22 protein-coding genes are annotated in these 19,533 nt (G+C 62.7%); 11 read left to right on the top strand and 11 right to left on the bottom strand.

The window, feature by feature from the left end; genetic code table 11:
- Window positions 1–78: 78 nt before the first annotated feature.
- The gene (locus RhoBH5_RS17155) at window positions 79–651 is read right to left on the bottom strand and encodes a peroxidase-related enzyme (RefSeq protein WP_003940498.1); all 573 of its coding nucleotides are present in this window, start codon (window positions 649–651) and stop codon (window positions 79–81) included.
- A gap of 154 nt (window positions 652–805) precedes the next feature.
- Here RhoBH5_RS17155 and RhoBH5_RS17150 point away from each other — a divergent pair, with 154 nt between their 5' ends.
- Window positions 806–1,684, top strand: a complete 879-nt coding sequence (locus tag RhoBH5_RS17150; RefSeq protein WP_063315728.1) for an AraC family transcriptional regulator — start codon at window positions 806–808, stop codon at window positions 1,682–1,684.
- A 63-nt stretch (window positions 1,685–1,747) separates the two neighbouring features.
- On the opposite strand, the gene RhoBH5_RS17145 is transcribed toward RhoBH5_RS17150, so the two are convergent.
- Window positions 1,748–2,395: a CoA transferase subunit B gene (locus tag RhoBH5_RS17145; RefSeq protein ID WP_007730017.1), complete on the bottom strand. Its 648-nt coding sequence runs from the start codon at window positions 2,393–2,395 to the stop codon at window positions 1,748–1,750.
- Window positions 2,392–3,138 (bottom strand): CoA transferase subunit A, encoded by a 747-nt coding sequence (locus RhoBH5_RS17140; RefSeq protein WP_270008634.1) that lies wholly within the window; start codon window positions 3,136–3,138, stop codon window positions 2,392–2,394. The genes RhoBH5_RS17145 and RhoBH5_RS17140 overlap by 4 nt, the downstream gene beginning before the upstream one ends.
- 171 nt (window positions 3,139–3,309) lie before the next feature.
- Here RhoBH5_RS17140 and pcaH point away from each other — a divergent pair, with 171 nt between their 5' ends.
- Genes pcaH through RhoBH5_RS17110 form a run of 6 tightly spaced genes read left to right on the top strand, consistent with a single transcriptional unit; the run spans window position 3,310 to window position 9,238 of the window.
- Window positions 3,310–4,029, top strand: coding sequence for a protocatechuate 3,4-dioxygenase subunit beta (pcaH, locus tag RhoBH5_RS17135; protein WP_007730015.1), 720 nt, complete (start codon window positions 3,310–3,312; stop codon window positions 4,027–4,029).
- Window positions 4,022–4,663 carry a protocatechuate 3,4-dioxygenase subunit alpha gene (gene pcaG, locus RhoBH5_RS17130; protein WP_042446987.1) on the top strand — a complete coding sequence of 214 codons (642 nt, stop codon included), beginning with the start codon at window positions 4,022–4,024 and terminating at the stop codon, window positions 4,661–4,663. The genes pcaH and pcaG overlap by 8 nt, the downstream gene beginning before the upstream one ends.
- Window positions 4,664–4,674: 11 nt before the next feature.
- A complete protein-coding gene (gene pcaB / locus RhoBH5_RS17125; RefSeq protein ID WP_270008571.1) occupies window positions 4,675–6,003 on the top strand; it encodes a 3-carboxy-cis,cis-muconate cycloisomerase in 1,329 nt (442 codons plus the stop codon).
- Entirely contained in the window at window positions 6,000–7,181 is a 1,182-nt protein-coding gene (gene pcaDC / locus RhoBH5_RS17120; protein ID WP_218695750.1) for a bifunctional 3-oxoadipate enol-lactonase/4-carboxymuconolactone decarboxylase PcaDC, read from the top strand. The genes pcaB and pcaDC overlap by 4 nt, the downstream gene beginning before the upstream one ends.
- Window positions 7,178–8,002: an IclR family transcriptional regulator domain-containing protein gene (locus RhoBH5_RS17115; protein ID WP_054828151.1), complete on the top strand. Its 825-nt coding sequence runs from the start codon at window positions 7,178–7,180 to the stop codon at window positions 8,000–8,002. The genes pcaDC and RhoBH5_RS17115 overlap by 4 nt, the downstream gene beginning before the upstream one ends.
- 24 nt (window positions 8,003–8,026) lie before the next feature.
- Window positions 8,027–9,238 (top strand): acetyl-CoA C-acetyltransferase, encoded by a 1,212-nt coding sequence (locus RhoBH5_RS17110; protein WP_270008570.1) that lies wholly within the window; start codon window positions 8,027–8,029, stop codon window positions 9,236–9,238.
- On the opposite strand, the gene RhoBH5_RS17105 is transcribed toward RhoBH5_RS17110, so the two are convergent.
- Window positions 9,239–9,778, bottom strand: coding sequence for a MarR family winged helix-turn-helix transcriptional regulator (locus tag RhoBH5_RS17105; protein WP_234551249.1), 540 nt, complete (start codon window positions 9,776–9,778; stop codon window positions 9,239–9,241).
- Window positions 9,779–9,850: 72 nt separating this feature from the next.
- On the opposite strand from RhoBH5_RS17105, the gene RhoBH5_RS17100 reads away from it, so the two are divergent.
- Entirely contained in the window at window positions 9,851–10,576 is a 726-nt protein-coding gene (locus RhoBH5_RS17100) for an SDR family NAD(P)-dependent oxidoreductase (protein ID WP_270008569.1), read from the top strand.
- Here RhoBH5_RS17100 and RhoBH5_RS17095 read toward each other — a convergent pair whose 3' ends face one another.
- Both RhoBH5_RS17095 and RhoBH5_RS17090 read right to left on the bottom strand, forming a co-directional pair.
- A complete protein-coding gene (locus RhoBH5_RS17095) occupies window positions 10,577–11,296 on the bottom strand; it encodes a dienelactone hydrolase family protein (protein ID WP_050654570.1) in 720 nt (239 codons plus the stop codon).
- 46 nt (window positions 11,297–11,342) lie between these two features.
- On the bottom strand, window positions 11,343–12,395 hold the full coding sequence (locus tag RhoBH5_RS17090) for an ABC transporter substrate-binding protein (RefSeq protein ID WP_270008568.1): 1,053 nt from the start codon (window positions 12,393–12,395) through the stop codon (window positions 11,343–11,345).
- 132 nt (window positions 12,396–12,527) lie between these two features.
- Between RhoBH5_RS17090 and RhoBH5_RS17085 the strand changes: the two genes are divergently transcribed.
- Entirely contained in the window at window positions 12,528–13,301 is a 774-nt protein-coding gene (locus RhoBH5_RS17085) for a class II aldolase/adducin family protein (RefSeq protein ID WP_003939863.1), read from the top strand.
- Window positions 13,302–13,313: 12 nt separating this feature from the next.
- Here RhoBH5_RS17085 and RhoBH5_RS17080 read toward each other — a convergent pair whose 3' ends face one another.
- From RhoBH5_RS17080 to RhoBH5_RS17070, 3 genes are read right to left on the bottom strand one after another with little or no spacing between them, the layout of a single operon-like run.
- On the bottom strand, window positions 13,314–14,258 hold the full coding sequence (locus RhoBH5_RS17080; protein WP_270008567.1) for a C-terminal binding protein: 945 nt from the start codon (window positions 14,256–14,258) through the stop codon (window positions 13,314–13,316).
- Window positions 14,255–14,875 carry a TetR/AcrR family transcriptional regulator gene (locus RhoBH5_RS17075; protein WP_065351461.1) on the bottom strand — a complete coding sequence of 207 codons (621 nt, stop codon included), beginning with the start codon at window positions 14,873–14,875 and terminating at the stop codon, window positions 14,255–14,257. Before RhoBH5_RS17075 ends, RhoBH5_RS17080 begins: the two co-directional genes overlap by 4 nt.
- Before the next feature lie 42 nt (window positions 14,876–14,917).
- A complete protein-coding gene (locus tag RhoBH5_RS17070; protein WP_003940304.1) occupies window positions 14,918–16,393 on the bottom strand; it encodes a sodium:solute symporter in 1,476 nt (491 codons plus the stop codon).
- Between the two features lie 168 nt (window positions 16,394–16,561).
- Here RhoBH5_RS17070 and RhoBH5_RS17065 point away from each other — a divergent pair, with 168 nt between their 5' ends.
- Window positions 16,562–17,455, top strand: a complete 894-nt coding sequence (locus tag RhoBH5_RS17065; RefSeq protein WP_003939834.1) for a LysR family transcriptional regulator — start codon at window positions 16,562–16,564, stop codon at window positions 17,453–17,455.
- A gap of 139 nt (window positions 17,456–17,594) precedes the next feature.
- Window positions 17,595–17,798 (top strand): cold-shock protein, encoded by a 204-nt coding sequence (locus RhoBH5_RS17060; protein WP_003939930.1) that lies wholly within the window; start codon window positions 17,595–17,597, stop codon window positions 17,796–17,798.
- Between the two features lie 69 nt (window positions 17,799–17,867).
- On the opposite strand, the gene RhoBH5_RS17055 is transcribed toward RhoBH5_RS17060, so the two are convergent.
- Together RhoBH5_RS17055 and RhoBH5_RS17050 are read right to left on the bottom strand one after the other, a co-directional pair.
- Complete coding sequence (locus RhoBH5_RS17055) at window positions 17,868–18,596, bottom strand: Clp protease N-terminal domain-containing protein (RefSeq protein ID WP_081558480.1); 729 nt, start codon at window positions 18,594–18,596, stop codon at window positions 17,868–17,870.
- A gap of 70 nt (window positions 18,597–18,666) precedes the next feature.
- Window positions 18,667–19,452 carry an alpha/beta fold hydrolase gene (locus RhoBH5_RS17050; protein WP_270008565.1) on the bottom strand — a complete coding sequence of 262 codons (786 nt, stop codon included), beginning with the start codon at window positions 19,450–19,452 and terminating at the stop codon, window positions 18,667–18,669.
- Window positions 19,453–19,533: the final 81 nt, after the last annotated feature.

The following is a 19,533-nucleotide window of genomic DNA, read 5'->3' as shown; positions in this document are numbered from 1 at the left end:
TTTACTTCGTCGGCTGACTTCCAGACGTTACGACCGGTCGGTCCGAAAAATTGAGAGCTGCTGCTCTACCCGCAGGAATCAGGACCGCGGAACGCGCCCCATCAGGTAGAACTCCGGATTGGGCAGCATGCCGGAGAAACTCGCCATGCGATTGCTGAGCCCGAAGAATGCAGTGATCGCGGCGATGTCCCACGCGTCCTCGTCGCCGAAGCCGTGCACACGGAGGGCGTCGAAGTCGGCGTCGGCGATTTCGTGTGAGGCGGAGTTCACCTTGGTGGCGAAGTCGAGCATCGCGCGCTGACGATCGGAGATCTCTGCGGTGCGATAGTTGACCGCAACCTGGTCGGCAACCAACGGCTTCTTCTCGTAGATACGCAGAATTGCGCCGTGCGCGACAACGCAGTACGTACATTTGTTGGCCGCAGAGATCGTGGTGACGATCATTTCTCGATCACCCTTGGTGAGTGCGGAATCTTCCTTGAGCATGATCGCGTCGTGGTATGCGAAGAATGCCCGGAACTCGGCTGGGCGCCGAGCGAACATCAGGAAGACGTTGGGCACGAACCCCGACTTCTCCTGGATCTCGAGAATCTTGGCGGCGATGTCCTCGGGCACCTCGGTCAATTCAGCCTGCGGAAAACGGGTGCTCACTGTGCCTCCTGGTCAACCATCGATGTTCGATTCAAGATAATGATGATTAACTGAGTTGTCCAGATGCATTTCCTGCCCTACTTTTTCGGGCACGGATAGTCGGGTACGGCCCAAGTGATCTGCGTAGCGTGAAACCCGTGAACAGGAAGACACGATGATCGACGGACTGAACCGCGCGCTCGACTACATCGAAAGCAATCTGAGCGGCGAGATCGAGACAGCCGAGATGGCAAGGCTGGCAACCACCTCGGAGTATCACTTTCGGAGGATGTTCTCGGCCCTGGCCGGCATTCCCGTATCCGAATACATCCGTCGACGTCGACTCACCCTGGCTGGTGCCGAGTTGTCCGTCAGCAGATCAGGAGTGTTGGAGACCGCCGTGAAGTACGGCTACTCGTCCGCGGAGGCCTTCACACGAGCGTTCACCGCATTTCACGGCGTGAGCCCCGGCGCGGTCACACGCGCTCCCGCCGTTCTCAAATCCCAACAGAAACTTGTCATTCACGTGACACTGGAAGGAGCCACACCGATGGACTACATGCTTGTGGACAAACCTGCCCTGACGGTAGTCGGGTTCAAGACCCGGGTTCCATTGGTTCACGAAGGTCCCAATTCTGCGATCGAAGATTTCACCCGCTCCGTGGACAAGGTTGCGTTGCGAGGGTTGCGCGAGCTCTCCGATCAGGACCCGGCGGGAATCGTCAGTGTCGTCGACAATTTGGCGCATCCCAGAACCGAAGGCACAGAACTGGATTACTACCTGGGAGTGGTCACCGGCAAACCTTCACCCACGGGTTTCGATGTGCTGACGGTCGACGCACACACGTGGGCCGTCTTCACCGCCGACGGGTCGGAAATCGAATCTGTGCAGTATTTGTGGCGAGATATCTACACGGAATGGTTCCCTGCCAACCCTTTTCGCTCCGTACCTGGTCCCGAGATCATGCGTACCGAATACAACGACGATTTCACCGTCGCACGGTTCGAGCTCTGGATTCCGGTCGAGAGCGAGCTGAACGACGTCGGGGCGTAAAACAGCCGCCAGGTCGGATGGAAGTCACGACCCGGCGGCTGAGCCATCAGATGAAACAGACTGTCAAAGAATCAGTTTCGCTCCGGTAGCAGCAACCACGTCCTCGACGCTGATGCCCGGCGCCGTCTCCACCAGGCGGAGACCGTCGTCAGTCACGTCGATCACGGCCATGTCGGTGATGATTCGCTGGACGCAGCCCTTACCGGTCAGCGGAAGCGAGCACTCCTCGACGATCTTGTGCTCACCCTTCTTCGAGACGTGCTCCATCATCACGATGACGCGCTTTGCGCCGTGGACCAGATCCATCGCGCCGCCCATGCCTTTGACCATGTGGCCGGGGATCATCCAGTTCGCGAGGTCTCCGGTGGCACTGACCTGCATGGCACCGAGCACGGCAACGTCGACCTGGCCGCCGCGGATCATGCCGAACGACGCTGAGGAGTCGAAGAACGACGCACCGGGGAGAACGGTGATGGTCTCCTTGCCCGCATTGATCAGCTCGGGATCGAGTTCGTCCTCGGTCGGGTACGGCCCCACGCCCAGAACGCCGTTCTCCGAGTGCAATACAACGGTGATATCGGTCGGGAGGTAGTTCGGAACCAGCGTCGGCATACCGATGCCGAGGTTCACGTACTGCCCGTCCTCGAGTTCGCGCGCGACGCGGGCCGCCATCTCTTCGCGGGTGAGTTTGGTGGGTAGTACAGAAGTCATGCTCGTACCGTCCGATTCTCGATGCCGACCGTCACGGGGCCGACGTGGACAACACGCTGAACGTGAATGCCCGGCGTGTGGATCTCGGCGGGGTCGAGCTCACCCGGCTCTACGAGGTGCTCGACCTGCGCAATGGTGATGCGCCCCGACGTTGCTGCAGCCGGATTGAAGTTCTGGGTACTCGCGCGGTAGACGAGGTTGCCGTGCCGGTCACCTATCCAGGCATGGACCAGTGCATAGTCGGCGACGATGCCGCGCTCCATCACGTAGGTGACGCCGTCGAAGTCACGAGTTTCCTTGGGCGGACTGGCAACTGCGATGCCGCCGTTACCGTCGTAACGCAGTGGCAGGCCGCCGTCGGCGACCTGGGTGCCGACGCCGGCCGGGGTGAAGAACGCGGGGATGCCCGCTCCCCCGGCGCGCATGCGCTCGGCGAGCGTGCCCTGCGGCGTGAGTTCGACTTCCAGCTCACCGGAAAGGTACTGACGCGCGAACTCCTTGTTGGAGCCGACGTACGAGCTGACAGTACGACGGATACGCCCCTTCTCAAGAAGCACTCCGAGCCCGAACCCGTCGGTGCCGCAGTTGTTGCTCACCGTTTCGAGTGATGTCGCGCCCTGCTCGAGGAGCGCATCGATGAGGATTTCCGGCACTCCGACGAGCCCGAAACCTCCAACAGCGATCGTGACGCCGTCCGGCACGTCGGCGACGGCCTCGGCAGCAGTGGGAATGACTTTGTCCATCATGTCGATCACAGTAGCGCGACCCGTACGTATTGTGAACCCCCGTCCGCATAACGAACATTTTTCGCCCCCGGCATTGCCTGGGTCACATCTACGAACTATTCTGTTCGCAGAGCGCAACACATGTACACATTGCGAACAACTTCACGTAACCGAACGACGAGGTTCCCTATGCTGCATCTACCGCCGAGGTACCAGCGGCCGACTGGCGTCAACGCCCCGGCCGATTTCGCGGACTACAAGACGACTTCCCTTCGCCACCCGAAGCAGCCGCTGAAGCTGCTCCCCCAGCGGCTCACGGAGCTCACCGGGCCGGTATTCGGCGAGGATCGCGTCGGCGCCGGCGAAAACGACCTGACCATTGCCAACGGCGGCGAAGCACAGGGACAGCGCATCGTCGTTCACGGCCGCGTACTCGACGGCGACGGAAAACCCGTCCCCCACACACTGCTCGAGGTATGGCAGGCCAACGCAGGTGGACGCTACCGCCACACCGGCGACAACTGGCCCGCGCCGCTGGATCCGTTCTTCAACGGCCTGGGTCGCTGCGTCACCGACGCGAACGGCCACTACAGCTTCACCACGATCAAGCCGGGCGCCTACCCGTGGATGAACCACGACAACGCCTGGCGACCGGCCCACATCCATTTCTCGCTGTTCGGCACGGCATTCACGCAGCGCCTCGTGACGCAGATGTACTTCCCCGACGATCCGATGTTCTTCCAGGACCCGATCTACAACGCGGTACCCGAAGCAGCACGTCACCGCATGGTCAGCGTCTTCGACTACGACGCCACAGTCCCCAACTGGGCTCTCGGGTTCCGCTTCGACATCGTCCTGCGCGGCCGTAACGCCTCCGTATTCGAGAACGAGGAAGACCACGATGACTGATCACACCGCGAAGCCCGCACCCACTTATCCGGTCGTCCCCGGCGACTTCACCACCGCCCCCTTCGGTGTCACGCCCTCTCAGACCGTCGGGCCGTACTGGCACATCGGCCTCCCCTGGACGGACGGCCCCGACGCCGCTCCCGCCGATGCCCCCGGACGAATCACGCTGGCCATCACGGTGATCGACGGCGCCCGTACACCCGTCGCCGACGCGATGATCGAAACATGGCAGGCCGATACGCTCGGACGCTTCAACCATCCGGACGATCCCCGTGGCGCAGTGGAGCTCACTCCGGCTGGTTTTCGCGGATTCGCCCGCAGCGCAGCGGATCCCACGGGCACTGCATTGGTCCACACTGTCAAGCCCGGTGCGCAGCCCACTGAAACGGATGCGGACGAGGCCCCACACGTGAACGTGTCGGTCTTCGCTCGCGGCATGCTCGACCGCCTGGTCACCCGCTTGTACTTCCCCGAAGACGCCGACGCACACGCAACAGATCCGGTGCTGTCCTCACTGAGCGAAACCGAACGCGCGAAGCTGGTTGCAACCAAGGTCGACGGTGGGTACTCCTGGACGGTCTATGTTCAGGACGAGGACGCGAACGGCGTCGAGACGCCCTTCTTCGAGCTGTAAGAGGAGTACACATGCCCACTCGCGGCGCACTGTTCGACCCGGTGTTCGGGGCCACCCGCGTATCGGAGCACCTGTCCGACCAGGCGTGGGTCACCGCGTTGCTCGACGTGGAGGCCGCACTGAGTTGTGCGATGGCCACCGTCGGATTGGCGGACGGGGAACATTGCGCCGCGGTGGCTGCTGCTGCGGCCGAACTCTCACAACCGGGTGGTCTGGACATCGTGGCGCTCGGCCGGGCGTCGGCAGCCGGTGGAAATCCCGTCATTCCGCTGGTGAAGACGCTTCGCGAAAGGGTGGGACAGGAAGGTGTGCCTGCCTCCGTGGTGCATCCGGGAGCCACCAGCCAGGACATCATGGACTGTGCGCTGATGCTGTTGACGCGACGCGCGGGCGCGGTGGTTCTGGCCGACCTGACGCGCGCCGCCGATTCCGCCGCCCACCTCGCCCGCCTCCATCGCTCCACTCCGATGGTCGCGAGAACTCTGGGCCAGCAAGCACTTCCGACCACTTTCGGCCTTCTGGCATCGAGTTGGTTCACGGCACTCGACGCCGCAGCGATTCGCCTCGAGATCGTGCTGTCCACGTTGCCGGTTCAGTTCGGCGGAGCCGCAGGAACACTCGCTGCGTTGTATCCCGACGGGCTCAGGATCGCCGACGCGCTGGCCGACGAACTCGGTCTGGCCAGGCAGGTCACTCCGTGGCACACCGACCGCGTGACCATCGCAGAACTCGCGACCACACTCGGTATCGTCGCCGGCGCCGTTTCCAAGCCCGCCACCGACATCTCCGTCATGGCGTCCACCGAACTGTCCGAGGTCGCCGAGAGCGCTCCGGGCGGCTCTTCGGCCATGCCGCACAAGCAGAATCCGGTTGCCGCGATCACCGCCCGCGCGGCAGCGCGACGTGCTCCCGCGCTGGTGGCCACAGCCCTGTCGAACATGGATCACGAATTCGCTCGCGCCGCAGGCCCCTGGCACGCCGAGTGGGAAACAGTCACCGATCTCCTGCGTCTGGCAGGCGGAGCGGCGCACCAGCTTTCCGTGAGCCTCACCGGCCTGCAAGTACACACCGAGTCGATGGCTCGCAATCTCGACATCACCGGTGGCCTGATTCTCGCCGAGCGTGTCACCAAGGCCCTGTCCGCACACACTGATCGAGCGCGCGACATCGTCACCGCGGCAGCCACTTCCGGAACCAGATTGGATCGTGATCCCGCCATCGCAGAGCACCTGAGCGAAACCGAGATCGCCGAACTACTCGACCCCGCACACTATCTGGGCCACGCCACCGATCTGGTCGACCGCGCCCTCGCCGAACGCCCCACAGGAGGATCTCGATGAGCGTCGCGCTCAACTTTCAACAGACCGGCAATCTCGATGCCCCGGCAGTGGTTCTCCTGGGTTCACTCGGATCCGATCTGTCCATGTGGCAGCCGCAGATTCACGCGCTGTCGAATCGCTACCGCGTCATCGCCGTCGACCATCGCGGCCACGGCAAGTCACCGGTGGCTACGGGCCCCTACTCAATTGCCGATCTCGCCGGCGATGTCATCGCTCTCCTCGATTCGCTCGAACTCGAGTCCGTACATCTCGTCGGGCTCTCCCTCGGCGGCGCTGTCAGCCAATGGATCGCCGCGCACCACCCCACTCGCGTCGAGACGTTGACGTTGATGTGCACGTCCTCGCAGTTCGCCCCGGCTCAACCGTGGATCGATCGTGCGCAGGCTGTCCGTGCGGACGGCATCGCGTCCATCGCGGCCGCCGTCGTCGGACGCTGGTTCACGCCGGGACTGGCCGAAAACGATCCGGAGCTTGTCGCCCGCCACGTCGCGATGGTCGAAGCCACACCCGACGAGGGCTATGCCGCCTGCTGCGAGGCGCTTTCGACGTGGGACGGCCGCAACGACCTGGCCCGCATCGTCGCTCCGACGCTCCTCGTCGCGGGCGAGCAGGATCCGGCGACGCCTCCGTCGACGTTGGGTGCGATCGCCGACGGCATCGCCGATGCGGTACTGCACGTGGTCGATCCGGGCGCACACCTGGCCAACGTCGAACAAGCCGGGCGCGTCACCAAACTACTTGCAACGCATATTGCCTCGCACACATCTGCGCTCGCCCAACGTAGCGCCGCGGTGTCGGCCGGCATGACCGTACGACGCCAGGTGCTCGGCGACGCCCACGTCGACCGTTCCATTGCCGGTGCCACCGAGTTCACCGCCCCTTTCCAGGACTTCATCACTCGCACGGCGTGGGGTGACATCTGGTCGCGCCCCGGCCTCGATCACCACACCCGCAGGCTCCTCACTCTCGCGATCCTCACCGCCGTCGGCAACGAACACGAACTCGACATGCACATTCGCGCTGCGCTGCGTGCCGGGATCGATCCCGACGAACTCGTGGAAGTATTTCTCCATACCGCGGTCTACGCGGGTGTGCCGAACAGCAACTTGGCTTTTGCGCTGGGAAAGCAAGCACTCGCGGACCTCTCGGCCGAACCTGAGGAGAACGAGACAACATGAGTGAGAACAGCAGCGAGCAGGCGCCGGGACCGTCCCCGGACTACGTGCAGTCGCTGGCCCGTGGGCTTTCCGTCATCAAGGCTTTCGACGGTGAGCACCCGCGTCGCACCCTCAGCGAGGTTGCCCGGCACACCGATCTCACGCGTGCGACCGCTCGCCGCTTCCTACTCACACTCGTCGAACTCGAATACGTACGTACTGACGGTTCGGTGTTCTGGTTGACGCCCCGTGTCCTCGAACTCGGCTACAGCTACCTCTCCAGTCTGTCCCTTCCCGAGATCGCCGGGCCGCATCTGGAAGCCTTGTCCGCCAAGGTCCGTGAATCCACGTCCGTGTCGATCCTCGACGGTGACGACGTCGTGTACGTGGCTCGTGTTCCGGTCAGCCGCATCATGACGGTGTCCATCACCATCGGCACGCGCTTTCCCGCCTATGCGACGTCCATGGGCAGGGTCCTGCTCGCGGGCCTACCCGACGACGCATTAAACGCCTACCTCGCCCGAGTGTCCTTCGCCCGCCTGACCGGCAAGACCATCTCCACCGCGGACGGTCTGCGTGCCGAACTCGAGAAGATTCGCGCCGACGGGTTCGCGATTGTCGATCAGGAACTCGAAGAGGGTCTGCGCTCGCTCGCCGCACCCATCCGGGACGCGACCGGTGACGTGGTCGCGGCCGTCAACATCTCCACCCAAGCCGCCCGCTACAGCGCCGAAGCTGTTCGCGGTGAACTAGTTCCGGCCGCAGTCGCCACCGCGGACGCCATCTCCGTCGATCTCGGACGTACTCAGTCGTCCAACAATCACTCGGCTGCCACCCGCTGACCGAGCAGACCCAAGGAAGAACCAATGCCTGACGTTGTCATCTGTGAACCGCTCCGTACCCCTGTCGGCCGCTTCGGCGGTGTCTTCCGTGACGTAGCCCCGGAAGATCTCGCCTCGACGCTGATCACCGAACTCGTCACGCGTACCGGCATTTCCGGCGCGGAGATCGACGACGTCATTCTCGGCCAGGCTTCGCCGAACGGTGAGGCTCCGGCGATCGGACGCATCGCGGCGCTCAACGCGGGTCTGGGCATCGATGTTCCCGGCATGCAGGTGGATCGCCGGTGCGGGTCGGGATTACAGGCAGTCATCCAGGCCGTCATGCAGGTTCAGTCCGGTGGCAGTGACCTGGTCCTCGCGGGCGGTGCCGAGTCGATGAGCCAGGCCGAGTTCTACGCAACCGGAATGCGTTGGGGCGTTAAGGGTGAAGGAGTTGCGCTCAGCGATCGTCTCGCGCGGGCCCGCGTCACAGCCGGCGGACGTGACTTCCCGGTTCCCGGCGGAATGATCGAAACGGCAGAGAACCTGCGCGCCGAGTTCTCCATCAGCCGCGAGGATCAGGATGCACTCGCGGTTCAGTCCCATCAGCGTGCAGTCGCCGCACAGAAGAACGGCGTCTTCGCCGAGGAAATCGTTCCGGTATCCGTTCCGCAGCGCAAGGGCGAGGCCCTGCTCGTCGACACCGACGAGCATCCACGCGCCGACACCTCGATGGAATCGCTTGCGCGCCTTCGTCCCATGCACGCAAAGATCGACCCCGACTCCACCGTGACTGCAGGTAATGCCAGCGGTCAGAACGACGGCGCAGCACTGGCGATCGTCACCACCGCCGACAAAGCTCGTACCCTCGGACTGCGACCGCTCGCACGCCTCGCGAGTTGGAGCGTTGCGGGCGTTCCGCCGCGCACCATGGGCATCGGCCCCGTACCGGCGTCGGAGAAGGCACTCGGCCGCCTCGGATTGACCCTGGCGGACATGGACGTCATCGAACTCAACGAAGCCTTTGCGGCACAAGCACTTGCAGTCCTGCAGAGCTGGAATCTCGAGGCCGACGACCCACGCATCAACCCCAACGGCTCCGGCATCTCCCTCGGACATCCGGTCGGTGCCACGGGTGGACGAATCCTGGCCACCCTGTTGCGCGAGATGGACCGTCGCGAAGCGCGTTACGGCCTCGAGACGATGTGCATCGGCGGCGGGCAGGGCCTGGCTGCGGTCTTCGAGCGCCTGTCCTGATCAAGCCCCGACGTGCGCGACGCCGGAGTCACCGAGTTCGCCGCGTAGGCCGTCGAGAAAGACACGCAGCAGTTCGGTGAGTTCGGCCTGCTGCTGCTCGGTGAGAATCGACGTCAGTTCGGCTTCACGGCCGAGAACTCGGTCCACCAATTGCTCCACCAGTTCGTGACCGGCGGCAGTGAGGGTCACGAGCACTATTCGTGACCCTTGCGCGGCGGAGGACCTCTCCACCAGACCCGCGTTCTCCGCGCGCGCGAGTCGCTGCGAGATCGCACCGGCCGTGACTCCGGTCTGCTCGGTGATCTGGCGAGTCGTCAACTGATACGGCTCGCCGGATCGCCGCAGGACACTGAGCAGGTCCAGCGTCGCTGTGTCCGCACCGGCCGTGGCGAGTACCCGTCGGCGATCCTCACCGAGCAGCTTGGCGCACATCCACAGCCTGGTGACGATGCCGATACCCTCTACGGGCGTGCCCGGCCTTTCGCGAAGCCACGCCAAGGCAACCGCGTCCACCGCGTCGTCCGGGTTGTAGTCGCCCACCACTGCACACCTCGTTTAGCTCTAAATGATACGTTCTTCGTATAGGTCTAAACGTAGCTCACGGAGGTAGGCATGACACGCACAGTTCTGGTAACCGGCGGCGGAACAGGGATCGGGCGCGCAATTGCAGCGGCGTTCGCCCGGGACGGAGACACCGTTTTTGTCACCGGCCGACGCACGGAACCACTCGAAAAGACCGCGGAGGAGTTGGGCGATAATGTTCACGCCTTGACGTGTGACAACTCCGACCCGAAAGACCTGAAGCGGCTGCAGGATTCGCTTCCGGGAACCATCGACGTCGTGGCGCACTGCGCCGGCGGTAACACGGACTTCGATCGTGAAGCGCCGTCAGATCTGGAATCCCTGGCCGCCGGGTGGCGGGCCAATCTGGACTCCAATCTGATCTCGGCAGTGTTGACCACAGCAGCAGTTCGAGATCGAATCCCCAGTGGCGGTGCCGTCATCACCATCGGATCGATTGCCGCCGACAAGGGAGCTGGAGCGTACGGCGCTGCCAAAGCAGCAGTTGCGACGTGGAATGTCGATCTGGCCGCCGAACTGGGCCCAGAAGGCATCACGGCGAACATCGTCTCCCCCGGTTACATCGCCGACACCGAGTTCTTCCGGGACTTTCTGACGGACGAGCGTCGCGCGATGCTGATCGAATCCACCAGCACCAAGCGCGCCGGAACCCCGGACGACATCGCATCAGCCGTCCATTTCTTGGCCTCACCGGGTGCCCGGCAGATCACCGGTCAGGTATTGGCAGTCAACGGCGGTGAGAGAACCAGTCGCTGATCACGCCAGGTGGCGCTCGAAGAACGAGTCGATTCGCTTCCAGGCATCCTGCGCTGCAACAGGATCGGGACCGATTCCGAGGATGCGCTCCAAAGGACGAAGCACCTTGGGTCCGGCCTCCGCGTCGTTGAGGAACGCGTGGCCGGCGGTGGGGTACTCCTTGACGTCGTTCTCGATACCGGCATTGCTGAGCGCCGTCTCCAGCTTCGCTGCCGCGCCCCGGAGCGAAAAGTCCTTGCCTCCGAAACTCCCGACGATCGGGCACGCATCCACCACGGCCTCATCGAGTTTGCGTGGAAGCTGACCGTAATTGACCGAGGCAGCGTCGAAATCTCCGGCGCTGACCATCGCGAAGCCGCCGCCCATGCAGAATCCGATGACACCGATCTTTCCGGTGCAGTCCCGGGATTCCACCAGCCAACTGCGAGCGACTTCGATGTCGGTGAACGCCTTGCCGTGTCCTCGAAGCATCGACGTCATGGTGGGCACTAGGCACCGCTTCGCCCCGCCCGCGCTGTAGAGGTCGACAGCAAGCGTCAAAAACCCCGCAGCGGCCAGCCGCTTGGCTTGCCGCTGCATCACCTCCTCGAGCCCGAAGGCCTCGTGAATCATCACTACCCCCGGCCACGGGCCGGGGGTAGTGGGGGTTTCGAGTATCGCTCGCAGCGGTTGTGATCCGCCGACTACTGCGGCGCGGCCCGTCAGATCTATGTCCACCATGTTTCGATGCTAGGCCGACGCGGCGTCAATAGGCTCGGAAGCGAGGTCAGGGGAGCTGTTTTCCCTGGCCCGCCGCAAGCCCGGTCAAGACCTCGGCGAGCTGCGGCAAGGCGTACGGTGCGCTCAGTGGACCGAAATTGTCGACAAAGGCATTCGAGAGCAGAAGTTCGACCGGCGCATAGGCTCGCGCCTTCACCGCGGGGAGGTTCTGGAAAACTGCGAAGTTCTCCAACCTCGTCGTCGCTTCCTGATCAGAAGCGAGGCTGAGCAAAATGTCTGCGGGTGCGAGTACCTCCGCCTGCTCCATCGACAGCGCAGTCATCTGCTCGGCGTTGTATCCGCGATAGTCGAGTCCGAGTTCGCGCAGCAGAACCCCGGGCGCACTGGCATCCCCCTGCACATACAACTGATCGCCGTACATCGAGCCGATCATGATCGTCTTGCCACCCAAGCCGTTCAGGGAAGCTGCGGTGTCGGAGATCAGAGCGTCGGTCCGGGCGATCGCTGCAGCAGCAGCCTCGTCGACAAAAGCTGCCTGCCCGACCGTGGCGACGCCGTCACGCCACGAGGTGGTCCAGTCCAGCGCGATGACCGGAGCGATCTGACTGAGCCTCTCGGCTGCAGGTTCGAGATAAGTCTTCATTCCGATGATGAGGTCCGGCGAGTAGCGCGCGATGATTTCCGGGTTGATTTCGCCTGTGGTGCCGAAGCTTTCGAGGTCGGCTATTCCCGCGGTGCTCTGCCAAGGCAGTGAACCGCGGTCCCACGATCCTGTGCTGCCGTAGGCGACTGGGTGAACGCCGAGCGAGAGCAGGAATTCCAGATCCGTGAAGTCGCTGGCAACAACGATCCTTTCCGGCTTTCCCGAGATCGTGGTGGTTCCGAGCGCATTGATCACCTCACGTTGTTCGCCGGCATCAGAAGCATCTGATGTAGTCGAACACCCCGCAAGGATGGCGGCCGCTGCCACTGCGCCGACCCCGAAGAACCCACGGCGACTGAGCTGGTCCACAAGTTCAGCGGTCGTCGGTGATTCGCGAATCGTTCCGTACATGTATGCACTCCCCTTCTCGGCGACTGCTGCGCGCGCCGAGGGCACAGCGAATGCGAGATTAGCCCACCCTGAGCACGAGTGGGGCTCCTACGTTTTGGTGTACGGCAACCATTGACGTTTAAATATATCGATTGATATATTTAAACGAAAGTTACTGCTCATAGAAACGGAGACCGCATGAGCGCGCCGGCCACCACCCCGCCAACAATTGCCAAGTCCGAACTGGAACTTCGCCGCGAACTCGCCGCCGTCTACCGGTTGCTCGCCCACTTCAAGATGACGGACCTCATCTTCACGCACGTCTCGGTGCGCGTACCGGGGCCCGAACATCACTTCCTCATCAATCCGTACGGCCTTCTCTTCGAAGAGATCACAGCATCCAACCTGGTCAAGATCGATCTCGACGGGAACCTCGTCGAGCCGTCCGAATATCAGGTCAACCCAGCAGGATTCGTAATCCATGGGGCAGTGCACTCCGCGCGGTCAGACGCACAGTGCGTCCTTCATACGCACACCAAGGCCGGCTGCGCCGTAGCGGCACAGGAAGACGGTCTGCTGCCGCTCAACCAGATCTCGATGGAGTTCTACAATCGGGTCGGCTACCACGACTACGAGGGCATCGCTCTCAACACCGTCGAGCGTGAGCGGTTGGTGAAGGATCTCGGCACTCACCCCGCGCTGATTCTCCGCAATCACGGCCTGCTGACTGTCGGCGAGACTGCGTCGGAAGCATTTCTGCGAATGTTCTACCTGGAGAAAGCATGCGACATCCAGATCGCCGCACAGGCTTCCGGCAGTCTGCGCCTACCCTCCCCTGAACTGGCGGAGTACACCGCCAGACAATTCGCGGGCGAGGTGAAAGACGAGTTCAGTGACGACCAGGCTTACGAATTAGCCTGGGCTGCACTACTTCGCCTTCTCGATCGAATCGATCCGGAATACAAGAACTGAGGCGAGCGCCCCTCAGGACCCCGGTGCGGCTACAACGCCCACCGGGGACTTTCCCGTCAGCACCGCAACGACGTTGAGTGCGGACTGCCTGGCCAGGGTCCCCGAGACCGCCGACGAATACCAGGCGGCATGAGGAGTGATCGTCAGGTTCGGAATCTGCAGTATCGGATCATCAGCAGTCGGCGGTTCTGCCGGTAGCACGTCGACCGCAGCGCCGGCCAATCTGCCGCTACGCAAAGCACTTCCGAGCGCTTCGTGATCGACGAGGCCTCCGCGCGAGACGTTGACCAGGAACGATCCCGGCTTCATCGACGCCAAAGCCTGAGCGTTCACGAGGCCTGCGGTCTCCGCAGTCAACGGAACATGCACGCTCAACACGTCCGATCGGCGCAGAATCTCGTCCCACTCCACGACCTCGACGCCGGGCGCTCCGGCCGAGAGCGAACGCCCCGCTGCCAAGACCGTCATCCCCAGCGCTGCTGCACGGCTGGCAAGTGCCTGAGCGATCAGTCCGAATCCATAGAGGCCCAGAACTGTTCCTGCAATCCGACGTGGCGGATACTCCACGACACTCCAACGACCTTGATGCACTGCGGCATCAAGCGGACCGATGGAGCGCAGCAAGGACAGGATCGACGCCAGCGCATGATCGGCCACCTCCTCGGTGCAGTAGTCGACCGCGCGAGTGACGGTGACGCCCCGATCATTCGCCGCGCCCACCGGCAGGTGATCGAACCCGGCCGAGGTGGCCGCGAGGAGACGCAGATCCGGCAAGGAGTCGAGATGATGTGCGTCGAGCCCTACAGTCTCCGGCCCCACCAGTAGCGCGATTATGCCTGCGCCGCTCGGGATCTCGGAACTGAACTCGACGCCGACGTCGATCCCGGCGGCGCCGAGAGTTTCTCGCAGAGTGCCGAGGTCGATGAAATCGTCGAGCACCACGATTCGATCCGTCACGTCCGAGCCTCCGCGGATATCGCTTGCAAGACTGCGTCGACGCCTCGGGCCACCGCGCCGGGAGCCCGAATGGCGTCCATCATGAAGGGATCAAGAATCGACTGCATGGCAAGGCCGTCGGTGAGTCCGACCAACCTGATCGTCACGAGGTCGGGGTCGACATCTGCCGGCACCGATCCCTCCTGTTGCGCCTCCAGAACCGTCTCGCGAACGATCCGGCGCCACCGAGCGAGAAAGCCCGCGATCTCACTGCGAGCCTTCTCTTCCTGTGCGCCTTCGGCGTAGAAGAAGAGGAACACGCGCGTCATCGCCAGGCGTCGATCGTCGAGCGGCAAGACACTGGCGGTGATTCCCCGCAACTTTTCGAGCGCCGAGTTGTCTGCCTGATCCAGGATGACCTGATACTGATCACCTTGGATGTCCGCGGCCCGGCGCAGTGCGGCAAGGAGAAGTTCGTGCCGAGAATTGAAGTAGTGGTTCAACACTCCGGTCGACCATCCACTCTCCTCGGCAACCGCCCTGGTGGTCACCGCCGAGATACCCTCGCGGGCAATCAGGCTGAGAACAGCGTCGGCCAGCACCAACCGTCGCTCGTCGTGATCAACGACCTTGGGCACGATCTACCTCCTTGTGGCGTGCACTCCTGCACGCACCGACCTTCAGGCTATCGGGGCAACTTCCGGTTCGGCCGTCTCCGTGTCCTTTCCGGAAACTCGCTCGTTCCAGATCTTCATCACCGCGGGCGGAGTCGGCGCCGTGGTCAGACTCAGCGCAACGAAGACAACGAGTGCACTCACCAGACCGACGTACACCGGTTCGTTGGCCAGCACGTCGCCGACGACGAACATCGTGATCAGAGTCGCCGCCGTTCCCACCGCCATCGAAGCCATTGCCGCGGTTCCGGTGGCCCTCTTCCACACCAGACCACCGAGGATGGGGACGAGCAGGCCACCCACGAGGATGTCGTACGCAATCGTGAGCGCCGCGACGATGTCGTTGATCAGAGCAGCGAGAACGATACTGACGAGGCCGATCACGATGACGTACAGGCGGTTTCCGCGCACATCTGCTTCCGGATCGGACGTATCCAGGCCAGGCTGTGTACGCCCGAAGATCTTCGAGACGAGAGGCAAGACGTCTTGCCGAGCCACTGTGGCAGTGGCGATCAGTGCGCCGGAAGCGGTCGACATCATCGCTGCGACGGCGGCTGCCAGCACAATTCCGCTGAGACCGATCGGGAGAACGTGAACGGCGACGTCGGCGTAGACGTCGTCGGACGAACCGATGTCGGGCATCAGAGCCGAAGCCGCCAGACCGATCAGCGCACCTGCCACACCGTAAAGCAGGCAGTAAACGCCCGCAGCGACGCCGCCCCAGCGCGCAACTTCGGGCGACTTGGCCGTGAACACGCGCTGCCAGATGTCCTGCCCGATAAGGATTCCGAGCGTGTACACGACGAAGAAGGTGATGATCGTGCCGGTGCCGATAGTGCCGAGTGAGAACGCTGCGTCGCCCACACGCTCCTTGATCCCGTCGTACCCACCCGCTTTCGACCAGGTGAACGGGAGCAGGAGGAAGAAGATTCCGATCGTCTTGATGACGAACTGAACAACGTCGGTCAGCGTGATCGACCACATGCCCCCCATCGCGGAGTACGCGACGACGATCAATCCACCGAGGACTACGGAGAGCGTCCGGTCGAAACCGAAGAGCACGTTGAAGATAGTGGCGTAGGCGATGGTGGACGTGACGGTGAGCATCAACGTGTAGGCCATCATCACGATGCCGGACGCGCCGGTTGCGTCGATTCCGTAGCGCAACTTCAGCATTCCCGAAACCGTGTACACCTTCAGACGCTGAATCCGGGAGGCGAACAACAAACTCAGCAGGAGCACACCAGCGGCGATGGAGACAACCAACCACATACCGGAGATTCCGTATTTGTAGCCGAGGCCGACACCGCCGACCGTCGACGCTCCGCCGATGACGACGGCGGCCATCGTGCTCGTGTAGAGAACTCCACCGAGCCTTCGACCGGCGACGAGGTACTCACTGGAGTTGCTCGCGCGGCGTTTGCCCCACCAACCGAAAGCCAGCATTGCGGCCAGGTAGGTCAGGATTATGGCTATGTCCATGGTGACGATTCCTTCGTGAAGTACCAGCAGGTCCGAGAGCAGACGCCGGTCTCGTCAGACCGCCTGAGGAAACCGTAGAAGACGATTGACGTGAAATAAATCACTTGATACAAATAATCACTTCAGAAATTTCTGATGTATCTGTTCTCGACTCTGCCGAGGTACCCGATGCGCAGCACACTTCCCGATCTGAAACTGCTTCGGATCTTCACCTCCGTGGTGCGCCATCAGGGCTTCGCGCCGGCACAGCAGGATCTAGGACTGTCCGCCTCGGCGATCAGCACCTACATGAGCCAACTCGAACGCCAACTCGGCATCGTCCTGTGCCACCGCGGTCGCAGTGGGTTCAGCCTGACCAGCAAGGGCGAGCTCTACCACCAGGAATGCGTCCGCATCCTCGGCGAGCTGGAGGGGTTCGAGCGGTATGCCACCGCACTCCAAGGCGAACTTCGGGGAACGATGACCGTCGGGGTACTGGATTCGACTGTCACGGATTCGACGCTCCCGCTCGCCGACGTCATCGGTGAATTCAGCCGAACACACCCCGGTGTCTATCTCGACCTCAAAATCCAAACTCCGCACGAGCTTCAGGTAGGCGTTCTCGACGACCGCATCGACGTGGCGATCGGAGCGTTCGCCTCGCCCATGAACGGCCTGACAGCGCAGGCTCTACACCGCGAGCAGCACTGGCTCTACTGCAGCGACAAACATCCGCTCTTCTCGAGCAAGCGGGTGCACCCGGACGTCATCACCCGTCAACGAATGGTCACCAGGGGTTATTGGAGCGAAGCCGAGTTGGCTCGCCAAGGATTCACCGAGAGATCGGCCACCGTCGAGAACATGGAGGCGCAACTCATTCTGATCCTCTCGGGCGGATACATCGGATATTTGCCCGAGCACTACGCCGGATACTGGGTCGACCAGCAACGATTGCGCCCACTCTTGCCCGCCTCCTTCGGATATCAGGCACCGTTCTCCCTGATCTATCGCCGCGGACGGGCACGCGAACCACTGGTCCTCGCTTTCCGTGAATTGGTCAGAACCAGCGTCGAGGATCAGTAGCGCAGCCACCTCCGATAGTCCTGACAACTCGCTTTCTGCACGTCGCCCACCGTTCGACTTGCGCGGCGTGGGAGGATAGACATATCGAGATCGGGACTTCGATGTGAGGGCCCGGATCGAGTTTGTAGGGAGTATCGGTATGGCACAGGGCATCGTGAAGTGGTTCAACGGCGAAAAGGGCTTTGGTTTCATCGCTCCCGACGACGGAACACCGGACGTGTTCGTTCATTACTCTGAAATCTCGGGCAACGGCTACAAGTCGCTCGACGAGAACCAGCGTGTGGAGTTCGAGGTTGGCCAGGGCCAGAAGGGTCCTCAGGCCACCAATGTGCGCGCTGTCTGATCAGTGACACAAGAAGAGGGCCGCACCCGCAAGGGTGCGGCCCTCTTCTGCATCGGATTCACCTCTGAATCACTGATCCTGAATGACAGCCAACGCTCCAACGATGTTCGACTCCGCCACCGACTTCGAGATTCCGAGATCAGCCAGAACACCTGATCCGTCTTCGAGTTCGAGCAGTGCGAGCAGGATGTGCTCGGTTCCGATGTAGTTGTGGCCCAGGCGAAGAGCCTCACGGAACGTCAGTTCCAGGACCTTGCGCGCACGAGCGTCGTACGGAATGAGTTCTGGTAGTTCGGAAGTCGGAGCCGGTAGTACACCGGCCACTGCAGCTCGGACGGATCCGAGCTCCACCCCCTGCGCCACTATCGCCTTCGCAGCCAACCCGGCAGGCTCCTCGACGAGCCCCAGGAGCAGGTGCTCCGGCCGGATCTCTGCGTTACCGGCGGCGCGGGCTTCGTTCTGCGAGGCCATGACGACGTTCTTCGCCCGGGGAGTGAACCGGTTGAACCCTTCGTTCGGATCCATCGGCTTCTGATCACTCGGCGCCTTGGGAACAAAACGCTTCTGCGCAGCCTGCTTCGAGACACCCATGCTCGCGCCGATCTCCGTCCACGACGCTCCCGACCTACGCGCCTGGTCGACGAAGTGGCCGATCAGGTGATCTGCAACTTCACCGAGATGATCAGCGGCAATCACGGCGTCGGAAAGTTGGTCGAGCGCGTCGGTGTGCACCTTCTTGATCGCGTCGATGAGGTCGTCGAGTCGAACCTTGTTGGTCATTTCCACTGGTTTACTCATGCGTCAACCATAGGTTGACGCAATCGAAAACGTCAACCCTAGGTTGACGATCGTTTTCGCCGCCCAGTGCTCAGCCGGAAAAGAATTCACGCAGAGCCGGGACAATAGCGTCGTCGGCGACGCCGTGGCCCTGACCGGGGATCTCCAAAGTCTTTGTCCCCGAGACTTGTGCGGTAATTCGCATTGCCGAAGCAGGCGCCCATTGACCACTGTCACCGCCGTACATGACCAACGTGGGGACGGTAATCGAGGCCAGCCAATCGAGCGACTCGCAGCCGTGATCACACACCGCGACGTCGTAAGGCAAGGTGTGCGCGATGGCGCACATGTCGGGCCAATCGGCACTCCGCTTGATCTCGTCGACCATCTCCGGAGACGCGCCGGTCAGATCCAGAAAACGCGTCACAGCACCTTCCCTGTCGCCGCCCGCAATCAATCGCTCCAGGTCACTTTGGGCAGTCTCGTCACGCTGGTCGTCGTCCATGTACGGCGCCTCGTAGACGGCGAGCTTACGCATCGGAACGGCCTGCGCAGCGGCCTCCAAAGCCAGCGCGGCACCCGACGACAATCCGTAAACGAGCGGTGTTTCACCGGTGGCAGCGACGACCGCCCGCAAGTCCTCCACCTCGGCGTCGATCGAGAACGCGCGACTGTCACCGCTGTCCCCGCGTCCGCGCCTGTCGTACGAATACACCGTGAAGTCCGCCGCCAACTCTGCAGCCAGGGAATCGAACCATCCGCGGTCGCAGAACGCTCCGGCGACCAGGACCACTGCTGGTCCGGCACCGGAGCGTTCGTATGCGATGGTCGTACCGTCGCGGGATTGCACTACCGCAGGGGATTGCTCTGTTTGCACGTCGATCTCCTCAGGTCTGGTCAATGCCTACCTGATTAGACCGCCCGCGCTACCGAAACTCATCGGTCCGGTCGGCAGAGG

The sequence above is a fragment of the Rhodococcus sp. BH5 genome (genome assembly GCF_027583855.1).
Lineage (GTDB): Bacteria > Actinomycetota > Actinomycetes > Mycobacteriales > Mycobacteriaceae > Rhodococcus_F > Rhodococcus_F qingshengii.
The sequence above is the reverse complement of the archived record's forward strand: the minus strand, read 5'-3'. Positions and strand labels throughout refer to the sequence as shown.